A 12,648-nucleotide genomic window follows, 5' to 3' on the forward strand; every position below is an offset into this window, starting at 1 on the left:
GTCCGGCTCATTTACCGCTCGACCGCGTGCGGCTCCTTGAGCTTGTTCGCCACGCGGATTGCGTCGAAGTAAGCGGCGTTTGGCGGACGCTTCAGATAGCGGCCGGCACCGCGTACCGCACGCAAATCGCCCTCTGTCCACGCCAGCGCGCCGCGCGTTAGCGTATGCGTGGCGACGCCTTGCACCGTCATGCCTTCGAACACGTTGAAGTCGACCTTCTGGTGATGCGTCTTGACCGAGATCGTCTTGCTCGCAGCCGGGTCCCACACCACCACATCGGCGTCTGCGCCGACTTGCAGCGCCCCTTTGCGCGGATACAGGTTGAAGATCTGCGCGGCGTTGGTCGAGGTAATACGCACGAATTCATTCGGCGTCAGGCGCCCCGAGTTCACACCGTGATGCCAGAGCACCGACATGCGATCTTCGACGCCCCCACAACCATTCGGGATCTTCGTGAAATCTTCGCGGCCCATGGCCTTCTGCGAGGCGCAGAACACGCAGTGATCGGTTGCGGTGGTATGCAGTTGCCCCGCTTGCAAGCCGCTCCACAGTGCTTCGCGATGCGCGCTGGAGCGAAACGGCGGACTCATCACGTGCGCGGCCGCGCGGTTCCAGTCGGGATCGCGATAGACGGCCTCGTCGATCACGAGGTGTCCCGGCAGCACTTCGCCGAACACGCGCAAGCCTTCGCTGCGAGCGCGGGCGATGGCATCCGCCGCATCCTTCGACGACACGTGCACGATATACACCGGCACGCCCAGCACCTGGGCGATCCGGATCGCGCGATTGGCCGCTTCGCCCTCCACTTCCGGCGGCCGCGAGAGCGGATGCGCTTCGGGTCCGGTCATGCCGCGCGCCAGCAATTGACGCTGCAACTGGAACACGAGTTCGCCGTTCTCCGCATGCACGGTAGGTAGCGCGCCGAGTTCGAGCGAGCGCGCAAAGCTGTTCACCAGCACTTCGTCGTCGGCCATGATGGCGTTTTTATAGGCCATGAAGTGCTTGAAACTCGACACGCCGTGTTCATGCACGAGGGTGCCCATGTCGCGATGTACCGATTCGTCCCACCACGTCACCGCGACGTGAAAGCCGTAGTCCGACGCGGCTTTTTCGGCCCAGCCGCGCCATGCCTGAAACGCTTCCATCAGCGACTGGCGCGGGCTGGGAATCACGAAGTCGATGATGCTCGTGGTGCCGCCCGAGAGCCCCGCCGCCGTGCCCGTATAGAAATCGTCGCTGGCCGTCGTGCCCATGAACGGCAATTCCATGTGCGTATGCGGATCGATGCCGCCGGGCATCACATACTGCCCGTGTGCATCGACGATGGACGCACCCGCCGGCACCTCGAGGTCGGGGCCAATCTGCAGAATCGTGCCGCCGTCTTGCGGGTCCGCGCATAACACGTCTGCCCGCCAGCTACGGTCCGCGTCGATTACCGTGCCGCCGCGAATCAGGGTCGTCATCTTGTTGCCTCCTCATAGACTGCTACGTTCAATGCCGCCTGGGATCACGCGCTCGCCACCCGCGGGCTCGGTCCCTTGCTCAACTTCATCCACGCGCTATAGACGATTGAAGCAAGCGCGAGGCCGACAAACCACGCATAGGTGTAGAGCGTGTTGAAAAATGCCGGCACATTCGGAAACGTCGCTGGAAACGCCGTATGCAAAAAGCCCGGCAGATTCGGCAGCACGCCGACCAGCAACGCCACGACCGCGCCGATATTCCAGCCGCCCGTATAGCTGTATTCGCCGTTTTCGTCGAACAGTTCACGCGCATCGAGCCGTGTGCCGCGAATCAGGAAGTAATCGACCATCAGGATGCCGGCAACGGGGCCGAGCAAGGCCGAATACCCGACGAGCCACGTGAAGATATAACCCTGCGTGGTAGCCAGGATTTTCCACGGCATCATCACAATGGCGATGGTTGCCGTGATCATGCCGCCCGCGCGATAGGTAATGCCCTTGGGCCACAAGCTGGAAAAGTCATACGCGGGACCGACGAGGTTGGCCGCGAGATTGCAGCACATCGTATCGAGCGTGAGGATGACGAGTGCGACACCCACGCCGATGCCCGTCATGCGGCTGGTCAGATCGATAGGATCCCAGATGGCTTTTCCGTAGATCACCACGGTCGCCGACGTCACCACGACCGAGATCACGGAGAGCAACGCCATCGGCGCCGGCAAGCCGATCGATTGCCCAATCACCTGGTCGCGCTGCGAGCGGGCGAAACGCGTGAAGTCGGGAATGTTGAGCGCCAGTGTCGCCCAGAAGCCGACCATCGCCGTGAGCCCCGGCCAGAAGGTCACCCAGAACAAGCCCTCTTTTTTGCCGCCCGCCACGAATTGCGATGGTGCCGACAACATCGTGCCGAGGCCGCCTGCCTTCGACGTGGCCCACCAGACGAGGGCGATGCACATCACCACCTTGATCGGTGCGGACCAGCTTTCGAGCCAGCGGATCGAGTCGGTGCCGTGCACGATGAAATAGATCTGCAGGGCCCAGAACACAAGGAAACACACCAGCTGTGAAACGGAAATGTCGAGAAACGGCAGCGCCTCGCCGTGCAGCGCGTTGCCGGTGAGGATATTGAGCAGCGTGTAAATCGCGCTGCCGCCCAGCCACGTCTGTATGCCGTACCAGCCGCACGCGACGATCGCGCGCAGCATGGCCGGCAGTATCGCGCCCTGCGTGCCGAACGATGAACGCACCAGTACCGCATACGGAATGCCGTGCTTTGCGCCCGCGTGACCGATCAGCAGCATCGGCACCAGCACGATCAGATTGCCGAGCAGCACCGTCACCACCGCCTGCCACGGCGACATGCCCTGCTCGGTCAAACCCGCGGCGAGCATATACGATGCAATGTTCATCACCATCCCGACCCACAGCGCCGCGAAGTGATACCACTTCCACGTGCGCTGCGCGATGCCGGTCGGTGCCAGGTCGTCGTTATAAAGGCTGCTGCCTTGCGCGCCGATTCCTGGCTGCGGATCGGCACTGTGCGCTGTCTGCTTCATTGAAGGATCTCCACTTCGTCGTTGTGGCCCGCGCGTCTTCTAAGGACGTGTCGGGCCGAATGGGACAACAGTTCAGTCCAGGCGCTTCGTTTCGTGTTGTGTTGTTTTGTTTTGCTTTGCGTTGCTGCGGTTCTCTCAGGCTGCTTTGGCCGCGGTTGCGGTTGCTTCGGTAGCGGCTTGTGTCCCAGGGACATCCGCGCGCGCCGGATTGTTCGGATGGGTAGTCCAGTTCGCGTATTCGCCTGCATCCACGCGCTCCATCGTGATGCACTGTTCAACCGGACAGACATGCATGCATAAATTGCACCCCACGCACTCGGAGTCCACCACTTCAAAATGTCGAACGCCATCTTTTTCGCGTGTGATTGCCTGATGCGAGGTATCTTCGCAAGCGATATGGCAGAGGCCGCACTGGATGCACTTATCCTGATCGATGCGTGCCTTGATGTCGTACTTGAGGTTCAGGAACTTCCAGTCGGTGACGTTCGGCACCGCACGGCCGCGGATTGCATCGAGTGTCGCGTAACCCTTCTCGTCCATCCAGTTCGACAGACCGTCCGCCAGATCCGCGACGATGCGAAAGCCGTAGTGCATGGCCGCCGTACAGACCTGGACGCTGCCCGCACCTAGCGTGATGAATTCCGCCGCGTCGCGCCACGTCGAAATACCGCCGATGCCGGAGATAGGCAGGTTAGGCGTTTCGACATCGCGCGCGATTTCGGCCACCATGTTCAATGCAATCGGCTTGACTGCAGGACCGCAATAGCCGCCGTGCGTGCCCTTGCCGTCGACCATCGGCAGCGGTGCCATCGCGTCGAGGTCCACGCCCACAATCGAATTGATCGTGTTGATCAACGACACGCCATCCGCGCCGCCCTGGTAGGCCGCCCGCGAACCCATGCGGATATCGCTGATGTTCGGGGTGAGCTTCACGAGGCACGGCAGCTTCGTGGCTTCCTTGACCCAGCGCGTGACCATCTCCACGTATTCCGGCACCTGGCCCACCGCCGCGCCCATGCCGCGCTCGCTCATGCCATGCGGGCAGCCGAAATTCAATTCGACCGCATCGGCGCCGGTATCTTCAACCAGCGGCAAAATCCATTTCCAGTCGCGTTCGTTGCACGGCACCATCAGCGAAACGATCAGTGCGCGGTCCGGCCAGTCACGCTTGACCTGGGTAATCTCGCGCAAGTTGACCTCGAGCGGCCGGTCGGTGATCAGTTCGATATTGTTCAGTCCTGCCATACGTTGGCCGTTCCATTGCACGGCGCCATAGCGCGAACTGACGTTCACCACATGCGGGTCGAGGCCGAGCGTTTTCCACACCACGCCGCCCCAGCCCGCTTCGAACGCGCGGTTGACGTTATAGGCTTTGTCGGTGGGTGGCGCGGACGCCAGCCAGAAAGGGTTCGGTGACGTAATGCCGGCAATCGTACAGCGCAGATCGGCCATGTTCGGCTCCTTGGGGACTGTGTTTTATCCGTTGGCGTGCTTCGAAAGCTGCGCTCAGGCAGCTTTTACCGCCGTGCGGGCGAAATGCGCGTCGATGGCGGCGCCAGCAAGCTTGCCGTCCTGCACCGCCTGGACCGTCAGATCGACACCCCCTGTCGCCGCGCAATCGCCACCGGCCCAGACATCCGGCAAAGTCGTCTGGCCGTTGGCGTCCACCGCGATGCGGCTGCCGTCCAGCGTCAACAGTTCGCGTTCGACGCCCACGGCCACCAGCGTCTGGCCGATCGCCTTGAGCACCATGTCCGCCTCTAAAGTGAAACGCTCGCTGCCGTGCGCCGACACGCGTTCGAACTCCACACCCGTAACACCGCCCTCGCGGCCAAGCAGGCGCACCGGGCTCGCATGCGTCACGAGTGTGACGCCCTGAGTCTGCGCGAAGTCGCGTTCGGCCCACGTCGCACTCATCGTTTCGACGCCGCGCCGGTACACCATCGACACGGTCGTCGCGCCGAGCTTGCGGCTTTGCACCGCCGCATCGACCGCCGTGTTGCCGCCACCAATCACGACGACGCGCCGCCCCACCGGCACAGTCGCAAGATCCCGTGCTTCACGTACCTGTTCGATGAAATCCACGGCATTCATCACTCCGCCGAGATCTTCGCCTTCCAGCGCCAGTGCGCGCACACCGGTCAAGCCGATCGCGAGAAACACCGCATCATGTTGCTTGCGCAACGTTTCGAGGCTCACGTCCCGGCCAAGCGCTGCGCCAGTCTTTAGTTCGATGCCACCCACCGAGCACAGCCACGCCACCTCACGCTGGGCAAAATCGTCGACTGTCTTGTAAGCGGCGATGCCGTATTCGTTGAGACCGCCGCCCTTGTCACGCGCATCGAAAATCGTCACGCGATGACCCGCCAGCGCGAGGCGATGCGCGCAAGCCAGACCCGCCGGTCCCGCACCGACCACCGCGACGTGACGCCCCGTATCCGCCGCACGCTTGAATAGTACTTCGCCGCGAGCCATCGCCCAGTCGGTTGCGTGACGCTGCAACGCGCCGATCGACACAGGTTTCTCATCCTGATGGTTGCGCACGCAAGCGCCTTCGCAAAGAATCTCGGTCGGGCAAACACGCGCGCACATACCGCCTAATGGATTAGCCGAAAGAATGTCGAGCGCCGCGCCTTTCAGATTGCCATTGCCGATCTTGCGAATGAAACCAGGTATGTCGATCTGCGTGGGGCACGCCTGCACGCACGGCGCGTCGTAACAGTAGTGACAGCGGCTCGATGCGACCGCCGCGGCGCTCGCATCGAGCAAGGGTGCGATGTCGGAGAATTCACAGGAAAGCTGCTCGGGCGACAGGCGATGCGCAGCAATATCGCCGGTATGTTTGATGGACATACACGCTCCTTCTTCATCGTGAGGACGAAGCCGCTCCCGCCGGCCGCACAGGGTACGTGGTCGGGACGGCCTGCTTTATAGGCAATGCGACAATCAGGCTGGTGTCAAAGGCGCCGGTGACGATTCAACGCGGCGCCCCGTTGCTCTCTATCCGTTCATGAAGCCGGCTCGCAGGCACGCTCGAGCATGGCGTGCAGCAAGACGTTGGCGCCCGCTTCGATCCATTCGAGCGTGGCATCCTCGATTTCGTTGTGACTGATACCGTCGACGCACGGCACGAACACCATTGACGTCGGCGCGACCTGCGACAAATAGCAGGCGTCGTGTCCGGCCCCCGACACCATGTCGCGATGCGGATAGCCGAAACGCTGCGCCGCAGCGCGTACCGACTTTACACAAGCGGCATCGAATGCGACCGGCTTGTAATAGAAGATCTGCTCCAGCGCAGTTTCAAGGCCGATACCGCTGGCAATACGCTCGACGCCCTCGCGCAGCGTGGCGTCCATCTTCGCGAGCACGGTATCGTCGGGATGGCGGAAATCCACGGTAAAGAAGACGCGGCCCGGAATCACGTTGCGCGAGTTCGGATGGACCTGCATCATGCCCACCGTCGCGCAGCCGAACGGCGCATGGTCGAGGCCGATGCGATTCACGAGGTCCACCACGCGCGCGGCCCCCAGCAGTGCATCGCGCCGGCGCGGCATAGGTGTCGGACCTGCATGCGCCTCCTGACCCGTCAGCGTAATTTCGTACCAGCGCTGGCCTTGCGCATCCGTGACCACGCCTATGGTTTTGTGCTCTGCCTCGAGAATCGGCCCTTGTTCAATGTGCAATTCGAACGCGGCGTGCAAACGGCGGCCGCCGCACGGAACATCACCCGCATAGCCGATGCGCTTGAGTTCCTCGCCGATCGTCTTGCCGTCCACGTCCTTGCGCGACAGCCCGTAGTCCAGGGTAAACACGCCGGCAAACACCCCCGATGCAACCATGGCCGGCGCAAAGCGCGAGCCTTCCTCATTGGTCCAGATCACCACTTCCACTGGATGCTCGGTTTCGATGCCGTGATCGTTAAGGCTGCGAATCACTTCGAGTCCGCCGAGCACACCGTAGATGCCGTCGAAACGGCCACCGGTGGGCTGCGAATCCGCATGCGAACCGGTCACGACCGGCAACGCAGCCGGGTTGCGTCCCGCGCGGCGCATGAAGACGTTGCCCATCTGATCGACGGTGACCGTACAGCCCGCTTCCTTCGCCCAGCTCACGATCTGGTCGCGTCCCTCCTTGTCGAGATCGGTCAGCGCCAGACGGCACACACCGCCCTTAGGCGTTGCGCCGATCTTCGCCATCGTCATCAAGCTGTCCCACAGACGCTGGCCGTCGATCCTGATCGACGTATCGGGTTCAGCATGCTTTAACGCCTCGGATACCGCGTTCATTCGTCTCGCTCCTTTCGATGAACCGCCCTTGCATCATCCACCGCGCCCGCCGTACAACGTACGGCTTCGACGCGCTCTGCGTGTCACATCATGTCACGTGAAGCTGGTGCATCTGCGACGGATTCTGGGGCGCCGGCGCACGTCTTCAGTGCACGTTCAGTCCGCTTTTGCCCGCGTCCGGCCAGGGGCTAACCCCAGGGCACCGGCCGCTCATTCAATCCTGTCCGATTGGACAGGTTGTAGACGATTTACTCCGCCAGATCAATGCCTTTCGTGCGGTACGAAACATAGCGAGAAGCGTGCCATTGCGACGCAACATGACGCACGCGCAGCAGTTTCGAGCGAGTCGAATCAACGTGTCCGGGCGCGCTCAAACGGCTAGAATGAAGCCCGACGCGGCATACACGTCGCGCGAGGCAAACAATGAGACATGACGAAGCGGCAACCGGCACTGCCGAAGACGACGAAACGCGTGCGCCTTTGCGGCGCCGCAAGGCGCACATCCGCGAATCGAATGAGGCCCACTTGCTGGCCTGTGCGGAAGCCGTGTTTGCCGAGCGCGGCCTCGAAGGCGCGAGCACCGCGATGATCGCCGAACGTGCGGGCTTGCCAAAAGCCAACCTGCACTACTACTTTCCGACCAAGCTCGCGTTGTATCGCCGCGTGCTGGAAGACCTGTTCGAGGACTGGCATCGCGCGGCCGATACGTTCGAGGACAGCGACGATCCGGTAGAGGCAATCAGCGGCTACGTACGCGCGAAAATGGAATTGTCGCGGCGGCGTCCGCTCGGCTCGAAGGTATGGGCCAACGAGATCATTCATGGCGGCGAGCATATGCAGGACATTCTCACGCAACGGGTCAAGCCGTGGCTGGAGAGCCGCGTCACGGTGATCGACGACTGGATTGCACGCGGACTGCTCGCGCCCGTCAATGCGCAGTCCTTGATGTACATGATCTGGGCCACCACCCAGCACTACGCGGATTTCGACGCGCAAATCCTCGCCCTTGGCGGCAAACGCGCGCTTACGCAAAAAGCGTTTGACGCCTCTACGGAGCACGTGGTGCAACTGGTGATCCGCGCGTGCGGAGCGGTGTCGCAACACGGCAAACTTTAAGGCTCTGAATGCATAGGCCTGCGCACAGCGGACGCATCAATGGATAGCGAGTTTGCTTTACTCGCCGCGACGGCCACACGCGGACTTCTCAGCATTGAATACCGCTGGCTCGATGCCGTGCGGAAAGACGCACCCATTGCGGTGTTTCTGCACGAAGGGCTCGGCTCGATTGCAATGTGGAGAGACTGGCCACAAACCTTATGCGATCGACTCGGCATGCGTGGTCTCGTCTATTCGCGCCCTGGCTATGGACGCTCGACGCCACGGCCGCACGACGTCACGTGGTCCACGGACTTTCTTGCGAATCAGGCACGCGAAGTCTTGCCGGCGCTACTCGATACGCTGGGTCTCGATGCAAAAGAACGCGCGCGGATGTGGCTCATCGGTCATAGCGACGGCGGCTCGATCGCGCTGCTGTATGGCAGCGCATTCCCCGATGAACTGGCGGGCGTCGTGGCGATCGCACCGCATGTCTTCGTTGAAGACATTTCGGTGCGTGGTATCGAGCAAGCGAAAGTCGCTTACGAGCGAGGCGATTTGCGCGAAAAACTTGGCCGCTTCCACGCCGACGTCGATTCGGCCTTTTACGGCTGGAACGACATCTGGTTGAATCCCGCCTTCAGGAGCTGGCGCATCGTCGATGAGCTGTCGTCCATTCGCTGCCCGTTGCTTGCCGTACAGGGTCACGACGATCACTACGGCACGATGGCGCAGATCGACACGATTGCCGCTCAGGTGCCACACGCGAAACTCGCGAAGCTCGCTGCATGCGGACACTCTCCTCACCGCGACTCACCAGCGGCATTGAATGCGGCGATAGAAGACTTCGTCAAAGGCGCGAACCGGGCCTGACGCCCAGCTGCAAAAACCCGGGCAGGAACGCGGCCGCTTCCCGAACATGGCGCACCACCGTGGGAAGGGTTTGCGATCACTCGAAGTCTTACCGGCTATTCACAAATCTTACACAGGTAACTCGTTATTCTTCGGGCTGACCACGCGACGCCCGTGCTCGCGCCTGCCGCAACTCCCCCATTACGTCGAAGGACGCCTATGTCCGCCAAGTCTTCGCGTCATGATTCTCTGAAAGGCAAACGTTTGCCTTTCGTGTTCCTTGCGAATCCGCGCCTGCTGTTTGCCGGCCTGCTGACCGCTTCGATGTGCCTGTTGATGAGTGCCTGCGGCGATGACGACAAGTCACCCGACATCTCGACGTCCAGCGCACAGCAAGGCAACCCCGGCGAGAACACCAGCAATAACGCAGCGACGCCAGGCGCGGCGCAGTCCAATCCGCTTGACCAGCCGGCCCAGCCCTCGTTGCCGGCGCGCACCATCCAGACGCCGCCGCCCTCGACAGCGCAACTTGGCGCGGCTGCATCCGACAGTCTTGCACCACCCGTGATTCACACCGTTGATTGAGTTCGTCCGAGTCCCGCGCCGGAGCTGAAGTCCGTCGTACCGTCGCGCATATTCCTCTCCTGAAGATCGAAGCCCAACATGACATCAAAAAATCGCCGTGATTTTCTGCGCGCAGCCGCCTCGGCTGCCGGTTCCGCCACCGCGTTGAGCATGCTGCCGCCCGGCATTCGCAACGCGCTCGCCATTCCGGCCAACAACGCGACTGGCAGCATCCGTGACGTCGAGCACATCATCATCCTGATGCAGGAAAACCGCTCGTTCGATCACTACTTCGGCACGCTGAAGGGCGTGCGCGGTTTCGGCGACACGCGCGCGATCACGCTGCCCTCCGGCAAGCCGGTGTGGTATCAGCCGCTGACGAGCGACGCCAGTCTCGACGCCGCCTATGTGCTGCCGTTCCGCCCCACTGCGACGAACCTCGGCTTGCAGTTCCTGCAAGATCTCGCGCACGACTGGAACACCACGCACACTGCATGGAATGGTGGTCTGTACGACCAGTGGGTGCCCGCGAAAGGCACCACCACGATGGCGTATATGACGCGTGACGACATTCCGTTCCACTACGCACTGGCCGACGCATTCACGATCTGCGACGCGTACCACTGCTCGCTGATGGGCCCGACCGACCCGAACCGCTACTACATGTGGACCGGCTGGGTGGGTAACGACGGTAGCGGCGGCGGTCCGGTGATCGACAACTCCGAACTCGGATACGGCTGGTCGACCTACCCGGAAGTGCTGCAAAACGCCGGTATTTCGTGGAAGATCTATCAGGACCAGGGCACCGGCCTGAACGCCGCCGGCTCCTGGGGCTGGACGCAAGACCCGTACATCGGCAACTACGGCGACAACTCGCTGCTCTACTTCAACCAGTATCGCAACGCGCAGCCGGGCAACCCGCTGTACGACCGCGCGCGCACCGGCACCAACGTCTCGGCAGGCGGTACGTACTTCGACGTCCTCAAACAGGACGTGCAGAACAATACGCTGCCGCAGGTCTCGTGGATCGTCGCCCCCGAGGCCTACTCGGAGCATCCGAACTGGCCCGCCAACTACGGCGCGTGGTACGTCGACCAGGTGTTGCAGATCCTCACGTCGAATCCGGAGGTGTGGAGCAAGACGGTGCTGCTGATCAACTACGACGAGAACGACGGCTTCTTCGATCATGTGGCGCCCCCGTTCGCACCGGCTTCCAACGCCAACGGCCTTTCCACCGTCGATCTCACCAACGAAATCTATCTGGGCAACGGCCAGTATGCGGCCGGCGCCAATGTGAACGGCCCGTATGGACTCGGCCCGCGCGTGCCGATGCTGGTCGTCTCGCCGTGGTCGAAAGGCGGCTACGTGTGCTCGGAACTGTTCGACCACACTTCGGTGATCCGCTTCATTGAAAAGCGCTTCGGCCAGAATCACGATCTCGGCGAGTCGAATATCACGCCGTGGCGCCGTGCAATCTGCGGTGACCTGATGTCGGCCTTCAACTTCACGAACCCGAACGAAGCCACGCCGCCGCTGCCGGGCACCACCGGCTATGCACCGCCGGACCAGTTGCGTCACCCCGATTACACACCGACGCCGCCGGCCGTCGGCACCATGCCGCAGCAGGAAGCCGGTGTGCGTCCTGCCCGTGCCCTGCCGTATGAGCTGTTTGTGCGGGTGCGCGCAGAATCGGCGCAAGGCAAGCTGTCGATGCGCTTCATCAACACGGGCAATGCCGGTGCCGTGTTCCTTGTGTATGCAACCAACAGCGGCACGGCTCCGCGCAGCTATACCGTGGAAGCGGGCAAGCGCCTCGAAGACCAGTTGCCGCTCAACAGTAACGGCACTTACGACTACACCGTGTATGGCCCGAATGGCTTCCTGCGCCGCTTTGCAGGCAAGCCCGCGGCCGCGTCGAACTGGTGGAACGGCTCGGAAGTCGCCCGTCCGGAAGTGGCCGACGGTTATGACGTGGCGAACGGCAATCTGCAACTGCGCCTCGAAAATCCGGGGACCGCGCGCTGCCAGTTCACCATCGTCAATGCTTACGACCCGAACGCGGTGATCAAGCAGTCCGTGCGAGGTGGCGACAATGAAGAGGTCTACCTGGATCTGCGCAACGCGTACGGCTGGTATGACCTGACCATCACCGTCGACACGGACGCCGTGTTCGCGCGCCGCTTCGGCGGTCACGTCGAAACCGGCCGCAGCAGCATGAGCGATCCGGCGCTGGGCGGCTAGCCAGCAGTGAAGCGCGTTGGTCCGCGCCAGTGTGCGGACCAACGTCCACTCTGCGATGAGCAAACATCAAGCGTCAGGTTTCAGACTTTCACGCTGCGACCGTCACGCACGAAGCCGCGCGTGCATACACCTTTGCATATTCGGCCCTCATGTGAGGACGGGGCTCAGGCCTCGAAATCCAGTCCGCCCAACAGCACCTCGGGCTCGGCCTGTGTATGCGAGCGGAAGTCGACGTCACGCGCGTAGTGCCATGCTTCCAGCTTGCGCGGGATGGCAGCCAGATAGCTGGCGAAACGCGCCTCGCCGCCTTCGTGCATCAGGCCTTCGATCTCGTCGCTGTCCCACGTCAAATGCAGATTGAGCTTGTGCGGATAGTGGCGCAACGCTTCAATCGGCTCGGCCCAAATTCTCACGCGGGTCGGATGTCCGTGTCCCTCATAAGGCAAGACTTCGGCCTGAATCCCGGTATCGAACAGGCCGGCAATTTTTGCGGCAATACGGGGAGCGAATTCGCGGTCGAACCGGGCGATCGTCTGCGGATTCATACTTGTCTCCATGACGGTTCTGCGAGGCATCGTAGCACGGGCG

General features: G+C 62.2%; 10 protein-coding genes. 4 read left to right on the forward strand and 6 right to left on the reverse strand.

What is annotated here, in order from left to right; all coding sequences use genetic code 11:
* Positions 1 to 11: 11 nt before the first annotated feature.
* From hydA to VGH41_RS16185, 5 genes are all read right to left on the reverse strand, one after another.
* Positions 12 to 1,463 (reverse strand): dihydropyrimidinase, encoded by a 1,452-nt coding sequence (hydA, locus tag VGH41_RS16165; RefSeq protein WP_331598488.1) that lies wholly within the window; start codon positions 1,461 to 1,463, stop codon positions 12 to 14.
* 44 nt (positions 1,464 to 1,507) lie between these two features.
* Positions 1,508 to 3,019: an NCS1 family nucleobase:cation symporter-1 gene (locus VGH41_RS16170; RefSeq protein WP_331598490.1), complete on the reverse strand. Its 1,512-nt coding sequence runs from the start codon at positions 3,017 to 3,019 to the stop codon at positions 1,508 to 1,510.
* A 135-nt stretch (positions 3,020 to 3,154) separates the two neighbouring features.
* A complete protein-coding gene (gene preA, locus VGH41_RS16175; protein ID WP_331598492.1) occupies positions 3,155 to 4,471 on the reverse strand; it encodes an NAD-dependent dihydropyrimidine dehydrogenase subunit PreA in 1,317 nt (438 codons plus the stop codon).
* A 54-nt stretch (positions 4,472 to 4,525) separates the two neighbouring features.
* Positions 4,526 to 5,872, reverse strand: coding sequence for an NAD(P)-dependent oxidoreductase (locus VGH41_RS16180; RefSeq protein WP_331598494.1), 1,347 nt, complete (start codon positions 5,870 to 5,872; stop codon positions 4,526 to 4,528).
* Positions 5,873 to 6,027: 155 nt separating this feature from the next.
* Positions 6,028 to 7,308 (reverse strand): Zn-dependent hydrolase, encoded by a 1,281-nt coding sequence (locus VGH41_RS16185; RefSeq protein ID WP_331598495.1) that lies wholly within the window; start codon positions 7,306 to 7,308, stop codon positions 6,028 to 6,030.
* Positions 7,309 to 7,731: 423 nt separating this feature from the next.
* Between VGH41_RS16185 and VGH41_RS16190 the strand changes: the two genes are divergently transcribed.
* The 4 genes from VGH41_RS16190 to VGH41_RS16205 all read left to right on the forward strand — a co-directional run bounded on the left by VGH41_RS16190 (position 7,732) and on the right by VGH41_RS16205 (position 12,060).
* Positions 7,732 to 8,424, forward strand: a complete 693-nt coding sequence (locus VGH41_RS16190; RefSeq protein WP_331598496.1) for a TetR/AcrR family transcriptional regulator — start codon at positions 7,732 to 7,734, stop codon at positions 8,422 to 8,424.
* Positions 8,425 to 8,463: 39 nt separating this feature from the next.
* The gene (locus VGH41_RS16195; RefSeq protein ID WP_331598497.1) at positions 8,464 to 9,276 is read left to right on the forward strand and encodes an alpha/beta hydrolase; all 813 of its coding nucleotides are present in this window, start codon (positions 8,464 to 8,466) and stop codon (positions 9,274 to 9,276) included.
* Between the two features lie 198 nt (positions 9,277 to 9,474).
* Positions 9,475 to 9,840, forward strand: a complete 366-nt coding sequence (locus VGH41_RS16200; RefSeq protein ID WP_331598498.1) for a hypothetical protein — start codon at positions 9,475 to 9,477, stop codon at positions 9,838 to 9,840.
* 78 nt (positions 9,841 to 9,918) lie between these two features.
* Complete coding sequence (locus tag VGH41_RS16205) at positions 9,919 to 12,060, forward strand: phosphocholine-specific phospholipase C (RefSeq protein WP_331598499.1); 2,142 nt, start codon at positions 9,919 to 9,921, stop codon at positions 12,058 to 12,060.
* A 164-nt stretch (positions 12,061 to 12,224) separates the two neighbouring features.
* Here VGH41_RS16205 and VGH41_RS16210 read toward each other — a convergent pair whose 3' ends face one another.
* Positions 12,225 to 12,605, reverse strand: a complete 381-nt coding sequence (locus tag VGH41_RS16210) for a DUF5594 family protein (protein ID WP_331598500.1) — start codon at positions 12,603 to 12,605, stop codon at positions 12,225 to 12,227.
* Positions 12,606 to 12,648: the final 43 nt, after the last annotated feature.

The organism is Paraburkholderia sp., assembly GCF_036488795.1.
Classification (GTDB): Bacteria; Pseudomonadota; Gammaproteobacteria; order Burkholderiales; family Burkholderiaceae; genus Paraburkholderia.